The 19,020-nt window shown below is 69.2% G+C and carries 17 protein-coding genes and 1 riboswitch; of the genes, 8 read left to right on the top strand and 9 right to left on the bottom strand.

The genetic code is table 11. The features are described 5' to 3' along the window. Window positions 1–8 precede the first annotated feature (8 nt). Both CVV72_RS04105 and CVV72_RS04100 read right to left on the bottom strand, forming a co-directional pair. Complete coding sequence (locus CVV72_RS04105) at window positions 9–2,045, bottom strand: acyltransferase family protein (RefSeq protein WP_219151103.1); 2,037 nt, start codon at window positions 2,043–2,045, stop codon at window positions 9–11. A gap of 234 nt (window positions 2,046–2,279) precedes the next feature. Then, complete coding sequence (locus tag CVV72_RS04100) at window positions 2,280–2,843, bottom strand: DinB family protein (RefSeq protein ID WP_219151102.1); 564 nt, start codon at window positions 2,841–2,843, stop codon at window positions 2,280–2,282. Between the two features lie 91 nt (window positions 2,844–2,934). Between CVV72_RS04100 and CVV72_RS04095 the strand changes: the two genes are divergently transcribed. Continuing rightward, window positions 2,935–3,882, top strand: coding sequence for a YafY family protein (locus CVV72_RS04095; RefSeq protein WP_219151101.1), 948 nt, complete (start codon window positions 2,935–2,937; stop codon window positions 3,880–3,882). 133 nt (window positions 3,883–4,015) lie between these two features. On the opposite strand, the gene CVV72_RS04090 is transcribed toward CVV72_RS04095, so the two are convergent. Continuing rightward, on the bottom strand, window positions 4,016–5,833 hold the full coding sequence (locus tag CVV72_RS04090) for an NAD(P)/FAD-dependent oxidoreductase (RefSeq protein WP_219151100.1): 1,818 nt from the start codon (window positions 5,831–5,833) through the stop codon (window positions 4,016–4,018). A gap of 158 nt (window positions 5,834–5,991) precedes the next feature. On the opposite strand from CVV72_RS04090, the gene CVV72_RS04085 reads away from it, so the two are divergent. Next, entirely contained in the window at window positions 5,992–7,194 is a 1,203-nt protein-coding gene (locus CVV72_RS04085; protein ID WP_219151099.1) for a GAF domain-containing protein, read from the top strand. A gap of 44 nt (window positions 7,195–7,238) precedes the next feature. After that, entirely contained in the window at window positions 7,239–8,492 is a 1,254-nt protein-coding gene (locus CVV72_RS04080; protein WP_255632502.1) for a sodium:proton antiporter, read from the top strand. Between the two features lie 273 nt (window positions 8,493–8,765). On the opposite strand, the gene CVV72_RS04075 is transcribed toward CVV72_RS04080, so the two are convergent. Both CVV72_RS04075 and CVV72_RS04070 read right to left on the bottom strand, forming a co-directional pair. Continuing rightward, complete coding sequence (locus CVV72_RS04075; protein ID WP_219151097.1) at window positions 8,766–9,275, bottom strand: SRPBCC family protein; 510 nt, start codon at window positions 9,273–9,275, stop codon at window positions 8,766–8,768. Between the two features lie 184 nt (window positions 9,276–9,459). Then, the gene (locus CVV72_RS04070) at window positions 9,460–10,095 is read right to left on the bottom strand and encodes a DUF4230 domain-containing protein (RefSeq protein WP_219151096.1); all 636 of its coding nucleotides are present in this window, start codon (window positions 10,093–10,095) and stop codon (window positions 9,460–9,462) included. A gap of 111 nt (window positions 10,096–10,206) precedes the next feature. Here CVV72_RS04070 and mptB point away from each other — a divergent pair, with 111 nt between their 5' ends. After that, complete coding sequence (mptB, locus tag CVV72_RS04065; protein WP_219151095.1) at window positions 10,207–11,646, top strand: polyprenol phosphomannose-dependent alpha 1,6 mannosyltransferase MptB; 1,440 nt, start codon at window positions 10,207–10,209, stop codon at window positions 11,644–11,646. Here mptB and CVV72_RS04060 read toward each other — a convergent pair. Next, on the bottom strand, window positions 11,550–12,095 hold the full coding sequence (locus CVV72_RS04060; RefSeq protein ID WP_219151094.1) for an SRPBCC family protein: 546 nt from the start codon (window positions 12,093–12,095) through the stop codon (window positions 11,550–11,552). The genes mptB and CVV72_RS04060 overlap by 97 nt on opposite strands. 59 nt (window positions 12,096–12,154) lie before the next feature. On the opposite strand from CVV72_RS04060, the gene CVV72_RS04055 reads away from it, so the two are divergent. Both CVV72_RS04055 and CVV72_RS04050 read left to right on the top strand, forming a co-directional pair. Continuing rightward, on the top strand, window positions 12,155–12,736 hold the full coding sequence (locus CVV72_RS04055) for a TetR/AcrR family transcriptional regulator (RefSeq protein WP_219151093.1): 582 nt from the start codon (window positions 12,155–12,157) through the stop codon (window positions 12,734–12,736). 69 nt (window positions 12,737–12,805) lie between these two features. Continuing rightward, window positions 12,806–12,874: riboswitch (guanidine-III (ykkC-III) riboswitch) on the top strand. Between the two features lie 11 nt (window positions 12,875–12,885). After that, window positions 12,886–13,200: a multidrug efflux SMR transporter gene (locus CVV72_RS04050; protein ID WP_219151092.1), complete on the top strand. Its 315-nt coding sequence runs from the start codon at window positions 12,886–12,888 to the stop codon at window positions 13,198–13,200. Between the two features lie 215 nt (window positions 13,201–13,415). On the opposite strand, the gene CVV72_RS04045 is transcribed toward CVV72_RS04050, so the two are convergent. Then, the gene (locus CVV72_RS04045) at window positions 13,416–14,741 is read right to left on the bottom strand and encodes an alpha-lytic protease prodomain-containing protein (RefSeq protein WP_219151091.1); all 1,326 of its coding nucleotides are present in this window, start codon (window positions 14,739–14,741) and stop codon (window positions 13,416–13,418) included. Between the two features lie 133 nt (window positions 14,742–14,874). Further along, window positions 14,875–15,858 (bottom strand): LysR family transcriptional regulator, encoded by a 984-nt coding sequence (locus tag CVV72_RS04040; RefSeq protein WP_219151090.1) that lies wholly within the window; start codon window positions 15,856–15,858, stop codon window positions 14,875–14,877. Window positions 15,859–16,018: 160 nt separating this feature from the next. Here CVV72_RS04040 and CVV72_RS41485 point away from each other — a divergent pair, with 160 nt between their 5' ends. After that, window positions 16,019–17,323, top strand: coding sequence for a hypothetical protein (locus tag CVV72_RS41485; RefSeq protein WP_255632501.1), 1,305 nt, complete (start codon window positions 16,019–16,021; stop codon window positions 17,321–17,323). An 83-nt stretch (window positions 17,324–17,406) separates the two neighbouring features. After that, a complete protein-coding gene (locus CVV72_RS04030) occupies window positions 17,407–17,721 on the top strand; it encodes a hypothetical protein (protein ID WP_219151089.1) in 315 nt (104 codons plus the stop codon). 26 nt (window positions 17,722–17,747) lie between these two features. Here CVV72_RS04030 and CVV72_RS04025 read toward each other — a convergent pair whose 3' ends face one another. Further along, window positions 17,748–18,935 carry a sodium:proton antiporter gene (locus CVV72_RS04025; RefSeq protein ID WP_219151088.1) on the bottom strand — a complete coding sequence of 396 codons (1,188 nt, stop codon included), beginning with the start codon at window positions 18,933–18,935 and terminating at the stop codon, window positions 17,748–17,750. Between the last annotated feature and the right edge of the window lie 85 nt (window positions 18,936–19,020).

Below are 19,020 nucleotides of genomic sequence, written 5' to 3'. Positions count from 1 at the left end.
TGTCTGGATCACCCGCCGGGCGGCGGTTCCTCCGTGTGATCGTCCGCCCAGCCGAGCGCCTCGGTGATCGCCTTCTCCGCGATGGCCGACATCGTCGACATGTAGGTACCGCTGACATGGTTGTCGTCGAGGTAGACGAGCACGTTGCCGATCACCGGCGGGCAGACCTCGGCCGTGCAGAAGTAGTCGCTGAAATCGACGAACCGCACGTTCGGCGGCAGATCCGGCAACGTCTCGTACGGCGGCTCCGCCGCATAGAGATCGTGACGCGGGGTGGCGCATTCGGGTGCCTCCGCGCCATGGCTCTCGACACACGCCGACGGCGACTGGCCGAAGCGCGGGTTGTCCCGCACCGCCAGCACCGGGATGCCCGCCTCGTCGACTTTGCGCCACTGGGCGACGTAGCCGGCGGGAACCCGTTCCTCGACGCCGACCTTCACGTCCCTGGTGCCGATCGTCATCACCGCGTCGGGGCGGGTCGTGACGATCTCGTCCACCACGGCGGTGTTCCAGTCGATGCAGGACTGGTCCCCCGGCACGGTGTCCGAGTCGGTGGAGAACGGGCAACCGCCCCGGAGGATCGACGTGACCTCCCAGTTCTTCTTTTCGGCGATCGGGAGAAGCGCGCCGAGGAACTGCCCGGCGTGGGAATCGCCGGTGACCACGATCCGGCGAGTGGGATGGCCGGAGGTCTGCGAGGTGCAGACCTCGAGATCGGCGTTGCGCGGGGAAGCACCGCAGCGGGCGGGGTCGATCCCCGCCCAGTCTTCGGACACCGCGACGAACGACGGGACGAGCGTGGCGTCGGTGGCACCCCAGTAGGTGAATCCTTCGGTGTGCGCCAGCGCGCCGGGGTGGTCGGGGTCGTCGACCGCGATCGAGTAGCCCTCCGCCTGGTTCACGCTCACCCACTGCCAGGCGCCGGCCGCGGCGAGCACGGCCGCGAGCGTCGCGGCACCGAATCGGTAAGCGCCCCACCGGTGCGCGGTCCCGATCGCGGACACGCGGACCGGTTTTTCGACCAGGTGATGGGTGAGCACGGCGAGGACGAAAGCCAGCGCGATGATCACCGCGCCGCCGCTCAGGCCCACCTCTTCACGGTCACGGGCGACGAGGTAGAACACCAGGACCGGCCAGTGCCAGAGGTAGAGCGCGTAGCTCAGGTCGCCCAGGTACTTCAGCGGGCGGCTGCTGAGGAAACGGTCGGCGCCGCCGTCGAACGCGGTGTCGCCCGCGAGGATCACCAGCGCGGCGGAAAGAGTCGGCCAGAGCGCGAGATAGCCGGGGAAGACCGTCCCGACCTGAAGCACCAGACCGCAGGAGACGAGCCCGGCGACCCCGGCCCAGCCGAACACGACACGCGCCGGCCGGGGCACCGAAACCCGGTCGAGCACCAGCGCGAGCAGACCGCCGAGCGCGAATTCCCAGACCCGCGTCAGCGAATCGAAATACGCCAGCGGCTGATCGACCGCGGTCGACCACACCGAATAAGCCAGCGAAGCCGCGAACAGCGTGCCGAGTACGCCGAGGAGCATCGGCCGGACGTTGCGGCGTGTCCGCCTGGCGACCAGCAGCACCAGGCCGACGAGCAGCGGCCAGACCACGTAGAACTGTCCCTGGATCGAAAGCGACCAGAAGTGCTGGACGACGCTGGCCGAGTTGTGCTGCGCGAAGTAGTCCGTGGAATCCGCCGCCAGCTGCCAGTTCTCCAGGTACAGGGCGGAAGCGGCGACCTCCTTGATCGTCTGGAACCAGCGGTTCTGCGGCAGCAGCACCACGCTCACCGCGACGACCAGTAGCAGCACGGTGAGCGCGGCCGGGAACAGCCGCTTGATCATCCGGCCCCACATCGGGCGGTACTCGATCCTCCCGCGCACCGCCGCGCGGTAGAGCTGGCCGGTGACGAGGAAGCCGGAGATCAGGAAGAACGCGTCGACGCCGCCGGAGATCCGGCCGAGCCAGACGTGATAGACGACCACCAGAACGCACGCGAGTGCCCGTAGTCCCTGGATTTCCGGGCGGAACCGCCGCTCCGTCTCCCGCACACAACCACCACCAAGATCACCGGTCGCCGACGGGCGGGGACCCTACGGCAGGAAGCTGTGAGCTACCTATGCCCCCTCGTGGGCGCGGGCGGTCACCTCGGGGCCGGGCGGGTAGCGCAAGCGCCCTGCCCAGGCTGAACCGAAGGCGCATGATCTGGGCGTGGGTGTCGCGAAAGCCACTTTCGAGACGTGTGAGGTCCCGAAAGTGGCTTTCGCGACGCGATCGCGCGACGGTCAGGTCGATTTCTGGCCGTCGATGCTCTCCCGCAGGATGTCGGCGTGGCCGGCGTGCTGCGCGGTCTCGGCGATGACGTGCGTCAGCACGCGGCGCACGCTCCGCACCGCGCCCGGCGGGTTCCAGGGCGCCTCCGGCAGCGGGTGTGTCGCGGAAAGGTCCGGAATCGACGAGACGATCTCCTTCGTCCGCGCGGCCACCTGTTCGTAGCGCGCGAGGATCCCCGCGAGCGTGTCGCCGGGCAGCATCCTGAAGTTGTTCTGGTGGTCGATCGCCCACTGCGGGAACTCGCGGGCGGTCCCGGCGCCGAGATCGGCCCAGGTGACGCCCTCCGGCAGGTCGTAGGTCATCGCGGACGGGCCCTCGACCGCGAAGCGCAGCCACATCTCCTCGATCGAGGCGACGTGTTTGATCAGGCCGCCGAGGCTCAGTTCGCTGACCGTCGGATGCGCGTCGAGCTGCTCGTCCGTGAGCCCCTGGACGGTGGTGATCAGCGTGGCGCGGACGGCGTCGAGGGCTTCGAGCAGGTCGGCGCGCTCGGCGTCGAGGATGGTGGCGGTCATCGGGCCCTCCGGGTTGTCGTTTTCTGGCACAAGACGACTCTCGCAGGGGTAGAGGACAGGTTGTGGCCTCTACTACAGGCATCATGGAAACATGCCGAAGACCTCCGCGCGCCTGCTGTCGATGCTGTCGTTGCTGCAGGCCCGCCGCGACTGGCCGGGAGCGCTGCTGGCCGAGCGCCTGGACATCAGCCCGCGCACCGTACGGCGCGACGTCGACAGGCTGCGCGAACTCGGCTACCCCATCGCGACCATCAAGGGCCCCGACGGCGGGTACCGGCTCGACGCCGGGTCCGAACTGCCGCCGCTCCTGTTCGACGACGACCAGGCGGTCGCGCTGGCCGTCGCGCTCCAGATCGCCACCACCAGCGGCGCGGGGATCGAGGAAGCGGCGATGCGGGCGCTGCACACCGTGCGGCAGGTGATGCCCTCCCGGCTGCGGCGCCGGATCGACACCTTGCGGGTCACCGCCGTCGAGTCGCCCGCGAGCCGGTCGGAACCCCGCGTCGACGGCGACATCCTGCTCGCGCTCGGCGCGGCCGTGCACGCCCGCGAGATCCTGCGGTTCGACTACGCGGACGCGCCGCGCCGGGCGGAACCGCATCACCTCGTCACCTGGCACGGCCGCTGGTATCTCGTCGCCTGGGACACCGATCGCGCGGATTGGCGCACCTTCCGGGCCGACCGGATCTCCCCGCGTACCCCGACCGGCCCGCGGTTCACGCCCCGTGAACTACCGGCCCCCGATGTCGCCACCTTCGTCGCGAGCCGCTTCCGTGGTGCGTCCGAATCCGGCGAATGGCCGTGCCGTGGGGAAGTCGTCCTCGATCTTCCCGCGGCCACGGTGTCCCACTACGTCCGCGACGGTGTCGTGGAAGAACTCGAGCCGGATCGGTGCCGTCTGACGCTGGGGTCGTGGTCGTGGGCCGGACTCGCGGCGAGTATCGGCCGGTTCGACGCCGACATCGAGGTCGTCGGGCCTCCCGAACTCAAGGAGGCCTTCGCCGTCCTGGCCCGACGCTATACGAAGGCCGCCCGCTGAGCACGGGTACGACGCCGGGCTCGCCCAGGGTCTGGGGACGGTGCCCGACGTCGCCGACCGCCCGGGGTCCGGAGGCGGTGCCCTCCGGTACCGGGACCGCCCGGGATCCCGGTTACCGAAGCTTCGATGCTCCTCACGCCTTGTGGTGCACCTCCTGGAGGCCGTACACCGGCGTCGGGATGCCCTCGTAACGCGCTTTCAGTTGCAGCGCGAGGTAAAGCGAGTAGTGGCGCGACTGGTGCAGGTTCCCGCCGTGGAACCACAGGCCTTCCTTTCGCGTGGGCTTCCACATGTTGCGCTGCTCCCCTTCCCACGGGCCGGGGTCCTTCGTCGTCCCGGAGCCGAGGCCCCAGCATTTGCCGACGAGGTCCGCGGTCTCCTGCCCGACCAGATCGGCGACCCAGCCGTTCATCGAGCCGTAGCCGGTGGCGTAGACGACGAGGTCCGCCTTCAGTTCCGTGCCGTCGGACAGCACCACCGCGTCCCGGGTCAGATGGTCGACCTGGCCGTGTGCCAGCTTGATCTTCCCGTCGGCGACCAGTTCCGACGCGCCCACGTCGATGTAGTAGCCCGAGCCGCGGCGCAGGTACTTCAGGAACAGGCCGGATCCGTCGTCACCCCAGTCGTGCTGGAACCCGGCGGCTTCCAGCCGCGCGTAGAAGTCCTTGTCCCGCTCACGGATCGCGTCGTACACCGGGATCTGGAACCGCGGCATGATCCGGTACGGGATCGACGCGAAGATCATGTCCGCCTTGTCGGTGGTGATCCCCGACCGCACCGCGCGTTCCGAATAGAGGTCGCCGAGTCCCAGGTCCATCAACGAATCCGACTTCACGACATGCGTGGAGGACCGCTGCACCATGGTGACGTCCGCGCCGTGCTCCCACAGGGCCGCGCAGATGTCGTGCGCGGAGTTGTTGGAGCCGACCACGACGGCCTTCTTGCCCGCGTAGGAGTCCGGGCCGGGGTGCTGGGACGAATGGTGCTGATCGCCCTCGAAAACGTCCATCCCGGGGAACGACGGGAGATTCGGCTTGCCCGACATCCCGGTCGCGAACACGACATGCCGTGGCGTGAGCACCAGCTCCTCGCCCTCGCGGACCACGGTCACCAGCCACTGCCGCTTTTCCTCGTCCCAGGACGCCGAAGTGACCTCGGTACTGGTCCAGTACGGCACTTCCATGAGCCGCGTGTACATCTCGAGCCAGTCGGCGATCTTGTCCTTGGGCGCGAACACCGGCCAGTTGTCCGGGAACGGCAGGTAGGGCAGGTGGTCGTACCAGACCGGGTCGTGCAGGCAGAGGTTCTTGTACCGCTTGCGCCACGAATCGCCCGGCCGTTCGTTGCGTTCCAGGACCAGCGTCGGCACGTCGAGCTGCCGCAACCTGGCGCCGAGCGCGATCCCGCCCTGTCCGCCGCCGATGACGACGACGTACGGCTGCTGCGCATAGCCGAGCCGCGTCTGCTCCTCCTCGCGCTTCTCGGCCCAGGACTTCCGGCCGCGCACGACGCCGTGCTCGACGCCCTTCGGCCGTTGCTCGTTGCGACGTTCCTCGAATCCCTTGAGCTCGCGCAGACTCGTCAGCAGCGTCCAGGCTCCTTCGTCCTTCAGCCTCAAATGCCCCTTCGCGCGTCCGGTCGCGGTTTCGAATTCGAGCCACGCTTCGGTCACGCCGTCGGCTTCGGTCGGCGTCTCGGTCGTGCGGAAGCCGGACGGGTCGATCCGGTCGAGGCACGCGCCGAGCAGGCCGGCCACCTCGTCGCGCCCTTCGACCGTCTTGATCGTCCACGTGAAGGCGACCAGGTCACGCCAGTAGCTGTCGACGGCGAAGAGCGCCGCGGCGGCTTCGACATCGCGGGCGGCGAGTGCCGATTCGAATCGGCTCAACCAGGCGTCCACCCGAGCCTGCGGCGAGCCCGTCGCCTCGATCCGGTCCACCGTCTGTGTCATGGCCACTCCTGAACGTCGGCGTTCGGCTGTTACCCCGATCACACGCCTCAGGTGGGTACGGGGGCAAAGGTTGCAGCGTGTTGCACCTCCGGCTCCTTGGCGCGCCTCGGCGGCCGGTCCTATGCTGGTCAGTCGACGCGATGGTGCGGAGGTGGCCTGTGAGCCTGCACAGCTCGGTCCCGCCCGGCGTCGACCTGCCGATGCACGCCCGGGACCTGATCCGCATGCACGAAGCCGTCATCGGCGGCGGCAGCCCGCGGGTCCGGCCGCGGCCGCTGGTGTCGCGGTCGTGGTCACGGATGCTGCGCCTCGGGCTCGCCGCCGACGGGGTGAACACCCGGGATTCGGTGCCGTTCGACGAGGTCACCCGCCGTCGCCGCGCCTCCCCGCTGCGGCTGGTGGTGGAGGATCTCGGTCAGGTGGTCGGCGCGACGGCCGACACCGCGAACATGCTGCTGGTGGTGACCGACGCCGACGGCGTCATCCTCTGGCGGGTGGGTTCGTCCGCCGTGCGGCGCCGGGCCGACACCTTGGGCTTCACCGAAGGCGCCGTCTGGACCGAGACCAGGGTCGGCACCAACGCGATCGGCACCGCGCTCGCCGAGGCCGCGCCCGTGGAACTGCTCGCCGGGGAACACTTCGAACAGGGCCAGCATCCCTGGTACTGCACCGCCTCGCCGGTCCACGATCCGCGCACCGGTGAACTGCTCGGCGTGATCGACGTCAGCGGTCCGGCACTGACCCTGCATCCGGCGATCGGCGCGCTGGTGGAGACCGGCAGGCGCCTGGTCGAAGCCGAACTCTGGCGGCACCATCAGCAGGGTCTCGACCGGCTGCGCCGGACCGCCGAACCGGTGGTGACCGGCGTGGGCGGCCCGGTACTGCTGGTGGACGACGACGGCTGGGTGGCCCACTCCGCCGGGGTCGCCTCCGGCGCGCGAATCGCCGCGCCCGCGGAAGGACAGATCCTGGCCGTGCCGGGACTCGGCGCTTGCCTGCCCGAACGGCTGGCCGACGGCTGGCTCGTCCGCCCCGCCGACACCGCGCGCCGCGTCCGGCTGGATCTCGAACTCGGCCACGCGCCGATGCTGCGGATGGCGTCGGGCGACGTCGGCTGGGTCCGCACGGTGACACCGCGGCACGCGGAGATCCTGGTGCACCTCGACACGGCGGGAACGGCCGGGCTTTCGGCCGAGGCGCTCAGCCGGGCGCTCTACGGCGACGCCGAACATCTCGTCACCGTCCGCGCCGAGGTCTCCCGGCTGCGACGGCTGCTCGGCGCCATTGTGGACACGCGGCCGTACCGGCTGGCCACCGGCGTCGCCTTGACGGTCCACAAAGGACTTGAAGTGGGCGGCTGAACCTCGCCCGGTTGCCGGAGGCGCGGGCCGGGTACTCCGCGCGAATGGAGATCTTGCTCGCCGGGGCAGGCGTTCTGGCGTTGTGCGCCGCCGTGCTGCCGAACCTGTTGCACGAACGCGCGCTTTCGATGCCGCTGGTCCTTCTGGTGGGCGGTCTCGTTTTCGGACTGCTCCCGTTCGGACACCCCTATGGTCAGGGTGTCCTCGATCCGCGGTCGCATGTGGGCGCCGTCGAAGTGATCACCGAGCTCGGCGTGCTGGTGTCGCTGGTCGGCGCGGGACTGAAATCCGACCGGTTGTTCGGCTGGCGGTCGTGGAACTCGACCTGGCGGCTGCTGGCGATCACTCTGCCGCTGTCGGTCGGCGCGGTCGCCCTGCTCGGCTGGTGGGCGCTCGCCCTGTCCCCCGCCGCCGCGCTGCTGCTGGGGGCCGTGCTGTCGCCGACCGACCCGGTGCTGGCGAGCGACGTCCAGGTGCCCGCGCCGCATACCGAGGACGGGCGAGGCTCGGACAACGAAATCAGGTTCACGCTGACCTCGGAAGCCGGGCTGAACGACGGCCTGGCGATGCCGTTCGTGCTGCTGGCCCTCGTCTTGGCCGGGACCGCGAGCACGTCACCGGTCCCCTGGCTGCTGACGGAGGTCGTCGTCCCGCTCGCGGTCGCCGTACTGGTCGGCCTCGTCTGTGGCCGGTTGCTGTCGTGGCTGATGTTCCGGGTGCGGCACGAGAGACTGCGCCTTGGCGAATACTCCGACGGGCTGGTGGTGCTGGCCATCGCGTTCCTGCCCTTCGCGCTCTGCGAATGGCTGGGTGGCATCGGCTTCGTCGCGGTGTTCACCGCGGCCGCGATCATCCGCGCCAGCGAACGGTCGCACGAGTACCACGGGGTGCTGCACGAATTCGGCGATCAGCTGGAACGGCTCTTCGTCGCGCTGGCCTTGCTCGGTCTCGGTGTCGCGATGGGCGACGGGCTCCTGGACGGGCTGAAGCTCGTCGAAGTGCTGGTGGCGGTGGTGGCCGTGGGCATCGTCCGCCCGTTGTTCGGTGGCTTGGCCCTGCTCGGCGGCACGACCACCCGTCCGGCGGCGACGGCGATCGCGTTCTTCGGCATCCGCGGGATCGGCAGTCTCTACTACCTCTCCTACGCGCTGGGGCACGGCGATTTCCCGATGGCCGACTCGCTGTGGCGGGTGACGGCGCTGACGATCGCGGTTTCGGTGCTCGTGCACGGACTGCTGTCCGGTCCGGTGATGCGCAAACTGGAGAACCGGGGAATGCAGAACTTCGAGAACGGCTGAGGCGGCAAACGTGTCCGGTGAGCAGGCAGTCTGCTCGCGTGTCATCGACACCATCTGGGCAGCCGCTGCGTTGCGAAAGCCACTTTCGCAACGTTGAAGGTTGCCTTAACCTCGATGACCTGAATCGCCACTCCCGAATCGCTGTGCCGAGTCGGCCATTTCGCGTGCCTGGACGGACGACACGCGTGATCCGACGGACGACACGCGTGATCGGGCGGACGACACGTTCGTGGCCGGGTCACGCCGAATCGGCCAGCGGGGGAAACGACTACGTCAGCGGTGCCATTCCCGGCCCTCCAGCCGGGCCTTGACCCGCTCCAGCGTGGCGGCGATGTTGGCCCGGTTCGTCCCGGCTCTGTCCGGCTCGCCGGTGATGAGGATGGCGATGGGGATGAACCACGGTGGCACCCGCAGCCAGTTCTTGACGACGAGACGGGTGCCGTCGCCGTCGGGGACGATTTCGTACTCCCACCGGGAAATCGGCACGAAGAACGGCGTGCGCACCCGGTAGGCGAACCGGTGGCCGGGTTCGGCCTCGGTGATCTCGGCGTGGGTCACCCAGCGCCGCCACCCGTTGCGGTTGCTGCCGGCGAACCAGTTCCCGACGCGGGCCTCGGTCGCGCCGCGGATCCACCGCGCTTTCCGGAGTTCTTCGGTGCACTCCGACATCGCGACCGGATCACTGACGAGCCGGTACACCTGCTCGGGGGCGGTGTCGATCGTGACCTCCCCGGTCGCGATCGGTTCGCTGTAGGTCAGGCTGTCCCTCGGCTTCGTCACCATCGCGCCTCCCAGTCGACTTCGCCAGCCCACCAGCACGAGCCCGTCCGGTCAAGAGCGGCGGGGTGAGCACCGCACGGACGCGGAATCATCGTGCGGCGGTGAGTGCCCGGGGAGCACTTTGCTTCATCCGCGTACGAAGCCTGGCCGGTCTCCTGTTCGTGATCCTGGACCGGGGGCGCGGAGGTCAGGTGGCGGGTTCCGTCGCGAAGGTGACCTCGAAGCCCAGCCCTCGGAGCAGCTGCGTGAGCATCGCCTTGGTGTTGCTCTTGGCACGCTCGAGCAGGCCGGAGTGTTGCGCGGCTTCACCGATGCGTTTCTCCGCGGCGAGGTAGAACGGCCGCTGGTCCTGCACGGAAACCAGGGCGCCGAGCCGATCGAACAGGCCGCGCTCCTGGCCGAAGACGTAGCTGCGTTCGTTGTCCAGATTGGGCTTCGCCAGCTTGGGCTCGGGAAGCCGGACCTCGACCGATCGCCGGTCTTCGGAGACGGTCAGCGAATTCTCCACGAGCGGCCCGAAGTCGACGTACGCGTCGACAGAGCCCGCCGCGACGAACAGGGTGCGTTCCCCGGCGATGCTCGCGGGTACCCACTGGACGTCCTTCTCGATGTCGACGACGACCTGGTAGTCGCCGACCGCGGCGTGATACTGGCTCAGATCCCGGACCGCCTGGAGCACCGCGGGCTGCGATCGGTCCACAGTGGACGTTCCGAACGGGTCGAGCTTCGGCAGCAGCCCGGTGATCTGCAATGCCGCCGCGACGATCAGGAGCCCCGCCAAGCCGAACGCCCCGAGACGCACCCAGCGCTTCTTCACGCTCACCACCGCCTCTCCACGGCGTGGGGTACCCGGCGGACGCGGCCCCGAAGCGTCGCGACCGGCTTCCCCTACGTTCGGCGGAATCGAATTTCGCAGTTGGAGTAGTTTGGCCGCATGCAGAACGTCTTGCCCGCGCCGGAGAAGACCGGGCTGAACATCTCGGCGTTGCACTGGGCGGGTTTCCTCGGAATCGCCGTGCTGGCGCTGGTCACGTCCGGGATCGGCCTGCCGTCGGTGCTGGTGGTGGCGCTGGGTGTCGCCGGGATGGCGACCCTCGTGCTCTCCTGGCTCGGCATCGGACGGCTCGCCGCCGGGTTGCCCGAACGACGGCTGTACTGGATCGCGGTCTCGTGGTGCGCCCCGCTGCTGGTCGCGCGCCCGCTGTTCAGCGGCGACATCAACAGTTATCTGGCACAGGGCTTGATCGCGGCCGAGGGATTCGACACCTACCTCGTGGGGCCCGCCGAGGCGCTCGGCGCCGGTTCGCCGGTGACGATGGCGGTCAGCCACTACTGGCGGGACACGCCCGCACCCTATGGTCCCGCGTTCGTCGCGCTGGCCCGCACGATCGCCCACGTCGCCGGGGACGCCTTCGTGCCGACGGTGCTGCTGCACCGGCTGCTGGGGCTGATCGGAATCGTGCTGATGGCGTGGGCGCTCCCCCGGCTCGCCCGCCGCGTCGGCGTCTCGCCGTCGATCGCGCTGTGGCTGGCCCTGCTCAACCCGTTGGTGCTGTGGCACGTCGTGGCGGGCGTGCACAACGACGGGCTCATGGTCGGCCTGATGGTCGCCGGGCTGGAACTCGTTCTCCTGGGCGCGGCGAAGACCGGCGTGGGCCGGCCCGCCCTGATCGCCGCCGGCGTGGTCGCGGTGAGCGCCGCCGCGAACATCAAGATCGTGGCGGTCGCCGGCCTGCTGTTCGTCGGCGTCGCCCTGTTCCGCCGGGCGACTCCCGCGGGCCGGGTGGCGGTGGCGCTCGGGCTGCCCGCCGGATTCGCCGCCGTCACGGTGGCGATCTCACTCGGCAGCGGGCTCGGTTTCGGCTGGATCCGGGTGCTGTCGGGGGTTTCCGGCCAGGTCCACAGCTGGATGGCCCCCACCAACGAACTCGGCTTCCTCGTCGGCGGGGTGGGCAAGATCTTCGGGGCCGACCTGACCGACGGCGCGATCGAGGTGTTCTCCCTGATCGGCGCGATCCTCGGCCTCGCCGTGGGCGCCAGGCTGCTTTGGCTCACCTACCGCGAGAAGCTGCACCCGCTCTACGCCGCGGGACTGACCTTCGCCGCGATGCTGTTCCTCGGACCGGTCGTCCAGCCCTGGTATCTCTTGTGGACGGTCGCCCTGCTGGCCGTGAGCCTGACGACCGACCGCGGCCGCTGGATCCTCGCCGTCGTCAGCGCCGTGTTCGGCGTTCTTCTCCCGCCCGCGAACGGCGGCGCCGTCTCCCTGGCACTGGGTTACCTGATCGCCGTCGTGCTCATCGGCGGCACTTTGTTCGCACTCAAGCGAAAGGGCCTTCTGCCGGAGATCAGGCTCCGCAAGAGCCGGACGTAAAGGCTCCATCGCGCGGGCTTCTCGACCGTGCCGGTGAGTTCGAGCTCGGCACGGTCGAGACAGTCTTCCAGCAGCGCGTCGTGCATCGGCCGCCACAGCAACGGATAGGTGAACCACGCCGGGTGCCGAAGCCGCAGCACCATGAGGTGCGCGAGTTCGGTCTCCCCCGTTTCCGTCGCTCGCAGCGTGAATTCGTGGAACCCGTCGAAACCGCGAGGCGCGCTGAACCTGAACCGCACGGACCTTCCAGGCTCGTAGGACTCGACGTGATACCGCACCGGTCCGTGCCCGCCGTCGGCGCCCACCCCGAGTGGCCGGTCGAACCGCAACGGCGGCCACGCGTCGACGGGCCAGAGCCTGTCGCCGTCCGCGGACAGAGTGTCGATCAGCGCGCCGGCACGGTCCTGTGCCACGCCGACGATCCGGTGATGCCTGTTCCACACGCGCATCGCGCCTCCCAGTTCTAGAGACCTTCCCCTAAAACCATAGTAGAGGATAGTCTCTGAAAATGGGACGGCCACCGCGGCACACCGCCGACGACTTCCTCGACGCCGCCGTGCGGATCTTCGCCACCGAAGGGGCGGCCGGGGTGACCATGTCGGCCGTCGCCCGCGAGGTCGGCGCGCCGAGCGGGTCGATCTACCACCGCTTCCCCGGACGTCCGGCGCTGCTCGCCGCCGTCTGGCTCCGCACGGTGACCCGCTTCCAGCAGGGCTACCTCGAAGCACTCGGACAGGAACCGGTGACCGAAGCCGCCGTCGAGGCCGCCGCACAGGTCGTCCGCTGGTGCCGCGCCCATCCCGCCGAGGGGAAACTGCTCTACGGCGGCGACAGCGCGCTCGGCGTCGACGACTGGAGCGACGAAGACCGCGCCCGCGTCGACGCCGCCAACCAGCGCCTCGACGTGGCGATCACCAAGGTCGTGCGACGGCTGCGTCCGCTGACCGGCCGGAGCACCGACGAACTGATGCTCGCCTTGGTGGACCTTCCTTACGCGGCGGTGAGGCGCCATCTCGACCGCGGCGAGGCCCCGCCGCCGCGCACCGTCGACCTGGTGTCCAGGACGACTCGCACGCTGCTGGCGGGCTGACCGGCGGCGCCGGGTGGTGACCCTCGTCAAACCCGCGGGCACCCCGCGCGGCGGTGTGCCATCCTGGTCGTGGAACCTCCTGATCGAGGTCCCCGGACGAGTGGGTGCCGTACCCGGCCAGCGACAAGACGGCGCTCTGGGAGCGCGTCATGTCGTGGCTTGTCCTGATCGTTTCGGGTGTGCTGGAAGCCGTGTGGGCCACCGCCCTCGGCAAATCCGAAGGGTTGTCCCGGCCGATACCGTCGGTGATCTTCGGCGTGACGCTGGTCGCCAGCATGGTGGGCCTCGCGTACGCGATGAAGGATCTCCCCGTCGGCACCGCCTACGCGGTCTGGGTCGGGATCGGGGCCTCGCTCACCGTCGCGTACGGCATGTGGTCGGGCGCGGAAACCGTTTCGGTGGCCCGGATCCTGCTGATCGTGGGGATCGTGGCCTGCGTGGTGGGCCTCAAGATCCTGCACTGAGCCGTAACTCGCGTGATCAGACACGTAACTCACGTGATCAGACGCGTAACTCGAGTGTGCGGCGTCTGATCACGTGAGTTACGCCTTCAATCACGCGAGTTCCGTGTCCCGTCACGCGAGTTACGCCACGAAGAGGGACCGCCCCCGACGCACGGACGACGTCGGGGGCGGTCGGTCCGGGCGCACCCCTGCGTGTGGCCCGGACGGCTAGGCGGTCAGGCGCGCGCCCAAAGCGCTGGGACGTTCGGCGGCTCCCAACCTGCCTGAGCGGTGTGGCCCTGCAGGGCCCGGTAAGTGGCACCGCCGTAAGTCACCGTCGCGCCGACGGCGTAGGTGGTGCCCGCCGCCCAGGTTCCGCCGGGCGGGTTGTTCGACGTCGTGGTGGTCGGCGTCGTGCTGGAGGGCGGGTTCGAACCCGAGGTCACCAGGCGCAGGTTGTAGACGCTCAGGATCTCCGAGATCGGCTGGAAGTAGAACGTGCCGCCCGAACTGCAGTTGCCGGAGCCACCGGAGGTGACGCCCTGCGCCTGGTCGCCCGCGAGCCACGAACCACCGGAGTCACCCGGCTCGGCGCAGGCGTTGGTCCGGGTGAGGCCGGAAACGGTGCCCTGCGGGTAGTTCACCGAGGCGTTCTTCTGCTGGATGGTGCCGCAGTGCCAGCCCGTCGTGGAACCGGAACGGCAGACCGACGCGCCGATCGCGGCCTCCTGCGAACCGGCCACCGGCACGGTGCCCGGGTAGCGGTTCACCAGCGGACGCGGGGTGTTGCCCGCGTCCACGCGGACCCACCCGTAGTCGTTGCCGGGGAAGCTGGAACCCGCGACGCTCCCGCTCGGGTTCGAAGTCCGCGTTCCCGTGGTGCCGCAGTGTCCCGCGGTCACGAAGCCGCCCTCGACCGAGAAACCGATCGAGCACCGGCCTGAGCCGAAGGTGTAGGCGTTGCCGCCGATGACGTCGATCAGCGGAACCGGGCTTTCGGCGCTGGTCTCGACCCGCACCGCGTCGGCACCCACGCCCGCCGCGGTGGCCCACGATTTCGCGGCCGCCTCGCCACCGGCGTTGGCCAGCACCACGATCGAGTTCGTGGTGGCGTCGACGTACCAGCCGGGCACGGTCTTCGGAGCGCTGGTTCCCTTGGTGTCCAACGACAGCTTCGCCGCGTCGAGCTGCGCGGCACTCCGCGCGACCGTCTTCGGGGTCGCGCCCGCCGCACGGACGACACCCTCCAGTGCCGCGTCGGTGACCGCGACGGTCAGCGTGGTCCCGGCCGCGTCCAGCCAGGATCCGGCGTAGGACGAGCCAAGCCGGGATTTGAGGTCGCTGTCGGCGCGGGCCGCCTTCTGCTCGCCGTCGAGGCGGGTCCTCGCCTGATCCGGACTGATCTTCAGGTCGCGCGCCAAGGCGGCGACGATCTCCGAACGGACCTGGTCGGCGGCCGGCGCGGGCTGGCCGGCGCTGGCGCTCGGCGTCAGCGCGATGGCCGTGACCAGGCCCGCGCCGGTCAGGGCCGCCGCGGCGGCCGCTACGATCTTTCGGTTCATTTCAGGCGTTTCCTCACCGCGTTCCGGAAGAAGATCTCGTCCAGACCGTACGAGGCACCTGATGCAAATGGTACATACCATTTAGGTCATATCCACCCCAGTGGACTGGACCTATTGACCGCTTCCCCGCAGGTCAGCGCATCCCGGCGTCCGTGTAGTCCACGCCGTACCCCGGGTTCAACTCCAGATACTTCGAGTAGGCCGGCCGCCGGTCGATCAGTTCGCCGTACACCGCGCGGGACAGGGCGATCATCTCCGCGGCGAAGGGCCCCATCTCCCCGCGCTCCGACCAGCCGACGAGGTTCCGCCAGCTCAGCGGATTCCCCGCGATCGGGACCGCGACGATGCCCGGGATCTCGTGGAACAGCGGCTGGCACAGCACCACCGCGTGTCCCGACTCGACCATCTCGATGCAGGTCAGCACATCGGTTTCGTACAGCGAACGCGGCGTGAACCCCGATCTCGCGCAGGCGGAGGCGAAACAGTCGCCGAAACAGCCGTCACCCGGCGTCGCGCACCACCGTTCGTTCGCGAGCGCGCCGAGTTCGACCTCGGGCCGCTGCGCCCGCTCGTCCCGCGCCGACATCAGCACGAACACCGGATGATGCGCGAGCGTCCGCCAGCGGAGACCGGGCTCGGGCGGCGGCGCGGCGTCACCGCAGACGCCGACGAAGGCGAAGTCCAGCGCGCCCTCGGCGGTCATGTCCGCGAGTTTGTTGGCCGACCACGACGTATGCGTGGCGACATGGATGTCGGGATGGGTGGTGCCGAGGCGCTGCAGGAGCGCCCCCAGCATCGGCCCCGTCGCCGAGCCCAGCCGCAGGGTCACCGGCTCGCCGGTACCGGCGTGCTGGGCGAGCCGCGCCGCCTCGTCGTGCAGCGACGACACGGCGGGGAGCACCATCTTCGCCCTGTCGAGGACGAGGAGGCCGAGCGCGGTCGGCCGGGTGCCCGTGTGGTCGCGCAGGAACAGTTTCCCGCCGAGGGTCCGTTCGATGCGCTTCAGTTGTGCTGTCAGTGCAGGCTGCGCCATTCCGAGCGTGTTCGCCGCCTTGGTGATACTCCCGAGTTCGGCGATCGCGCACATGATACGCAGGTGGCGCAGTTCCAGCTCCATCCCTCTACGTTAGTAGACATAACTGGACTGGACCAGACAAACGCATGAGCCAAATGGCTTCGTATCGCTTGGTTCGGCGATGCCATCGATGTCAGGAATCCAGGACACGCCAGGGCTCCGGCCGATACCGTGTCCACGGAACCGACGACGAGGGGGTTCAGTGGCGGAGCGTGGACGGATCCGGCGATCGCTGGCGCGCGTGATCACCGACGACAACCTGGATCTGTACGTACTGGGCACCGTCGCACTGGCGTTCACCGTCCTGGGCGCGACCGGGATCTCGGACGTCAAAACGCTTTCGTCCGTGGTGACGGCGTTGCTGGCCCTGCTCGCCTTCTCCCAGATCCGCTCGCGGCGGCTGACCGAACAGGTCCGCGACGCCAACCGGGGTGGCCCGGCGTCGTTCTTCGAACCGGAATTCCCCGCGGATCTCATCTCCCGGCGTGCGGCGGCGTTCGACATCCTGCTCATCGGCCATTCGATGACCAGGACCGTGCAGGGAATGCGCAGTGACATCCGGTCGATCCTCGAATCGGGCGGACGGATCCGGGTACTGGTGCTGGATCCGACCGACGAAGAGCTCGTCGCCATCGCCGATCGCCGGATCTCCCAGAGCCTCGGACAGGGGCGGCTACGGCAACGGATCCTGGCGACCCTGGACGAGCTGACCTCCTTGAAGAGCAGGACCGGCGGCAGGCTGGAGATCCGGGTGTCGTCGCGGATCCCGTCCGCCGGGTTCAACTGTCTCGACGTCTCCGGCAAACGGGGCCTGATCTGCGTGCAGCACTACGAATACCGGCCGAGTGCCGAGGCCGCGCCGGTGTTCACAGTGGAACCGAAGGACGCTCCCTGGTACCGGCACTTCGCCGACGAGGCGGAACGGCTGTGGGAGGACGGCACACCCTGGCCGCTGTCTCCCGCGGACCAGGTCGCGCGGGCGCGCCGCCCGGTGTTCAGCGAGGACTTCGGCCCCGCGCTCACCGAGGCGATCGACGGCGCGAGCGAACTCCTGATCACCGGGATGGCCCGGAACACCCTGGTGAACAACAGCTACGGCCAACTCGAAGAACGGTTGCGCGCCGGGACGAAGATCCGGTTCGTGCTGATCGACCCGCATTCGCCCGCGATCGACACGGCCGCCTCCCGCTACCACGCCGTGCGTTCGCCGGAAAGCGCGCGGGAGCGGGTCCTCCACACGCTGCGGGTGCTGGCCGAACTGAACCGCTCGACCGGCGGCGACCTCGCGGTCCGGCTCGTCGCGCATCCCATCGCGATCGGGGTCATCGCCACCGGCTCGGCACTGTTCGCCGAGTACTACACGTACCAGGCCGGTGATCCGAAGTTCGTGCTGCAGCCCGCGGACGGCTCGGCGTACAGGACGTTCCTGGGCGAGGCGGAGGCGTTGTGGAACAGCGCCGAGCCGTACGACCTCACCGTGGACGACGTGGAGACGGCGGACAACTGAGCCGATAACGGTTCGGAAACGACGCCCACTTCTCCCGTTTCCACTCTCCTAAAGTGCCTTCTTTCGCGCCCAGGGGAGGGTTCGTGCACATCCACGCCAGACGTCGTTCCATCAGCTTCAGCGGCCGGACGATCACGATCAAGGCCGCGGTCAAGGGACTCAACTACAAGAAGCACACTTTCACCGTCGAGAAGATCAGCGGTATCAAGAACATCCCGCCGACGGCGTTCAAGCCGGGAATGCTCGTCTTCGACGTGAACGGGGCGTCCAAGACGATCGTCGAAGACGTGCCCATGTACGCCGACAAGGTCGACATGAACACCTTCACCTACGGCGGCATGAATTCGAAGCACGTGAAAGAGCTCGAGGCGGCCATCAGGAAGGCGATGAGCGGCTGACCGGGGCCTTACGGCGACACCAAGGGTCAAGACCTCTTCGACTTGCGGTTCAGGAACGCCGAGGCCCCGACACCGTGCGCGGCGACGCTCAGCAGCACGGTCACCGCCATGACGCTCAACGCGACGTCCGCCGCGTCCCCGTCGAGTGAGTTGAAGGCGAGCAGGCCGAACACGATCGACGCCGCGCCACGCGGGGCCAGCAGGCCGATGGTCATCCGGTCCTTCCACCGGAAGTCCGTCCGCAGCAAGGTGAGCAGCACCGGGATCAGCCGCGCGACGGTCAGTGCCACGACGCTGACGAGCACGATGCCCCAGGTGAGCCCGAAGGACAGCACCAGCACCGCGGTACTGCCGAACACGAACCACATCAGCAGCCCGCACAGCGAACTGACGTCTTCGGCGAGCCCGAGTTCGTCTTCGCTCGGATGCCGCGCGGTCTTGTAGGCGATCCCGCAGATGAACGCGGCGACGAAGCCGTTGCCGCCGATGGCGACGGCGGCGGTGTAGGTCAGCAGCGGCAGGGCGACGGCCGCGACCCGCGCGGAGTGCCGGGTCGACCAGCCGTGCCTGGCCGTCACGTTCATCGCCACCGCGGCCACCGCCCCGATGACGGAGCCCGCCAGCACGGCCAGCAACGCCGCCGGGATCGCGGTCTGCAGCGCCTCGCCCGGCGTGTTCGCCTGGTGATGGCTCCCCGCGAGGGTGAGCGCGAAGATGAACACCGGGGCGACGACGCCGTCGTTGTAGCCGCTTTCGACGTTCAGTAGATGCCGCACGCGTTCGGGCACCCGGACGTCGTGCACCACGGACGTCGCCGGCGCGAAGTCCGTCGGGGCGATGATGCAGGCGATCAGCAGGACCGCCGCCCAGCCGAGGCCCGGCAGCGCCAGCAGGCCGACACCCATGACGATCAGGATGGTCAGCGGCAGCGCGATCAGCAGCAGCCGCACCGCGGTCTTGGCGTCGTGGCCGAGATAGCCGCCCTTGACCGCGGTGGCGTCCACGAACAGCAGCAGCGCGAGGATCAGTTCCGCCGCGTTGAGCGCGATCTCGGTGTTGAGCCCGTTGCCGAGATCGTTGCGGGTGCTGAACCCGATCGCCAGCCCGGCCGCGACCATCGCCATCGGCGCGGTGATCTGCCACCGCTCCAGCCGCGCCGCCGTCATCGTCCAAGCCAGCACGACGACCGCGCCGACGAGCACGCTCTGGATCATCTCCCCGCCCCTCGTTCCCGGTGGACTCCCTGCCACCGGGAACGAGCTTAGAGGCCGGACCGAGTGCGGCGGTCCACAAAGGAAC

The organism is Amycolatopsis sp. TNS106, assembly GCF_019330265.1.
GTDB classification, from domain to species: Bacteria; Actinomycetota; Actinomycetes; order Mycobacteriales; family Pseudonocardiaceae; genus Amycolatopsis; species Amycolatopsis lurida.
Note: the sequence above shows the minus strand (reverse complement) of the source record. Positions and strands in the feature narration are given on the sequence as shown.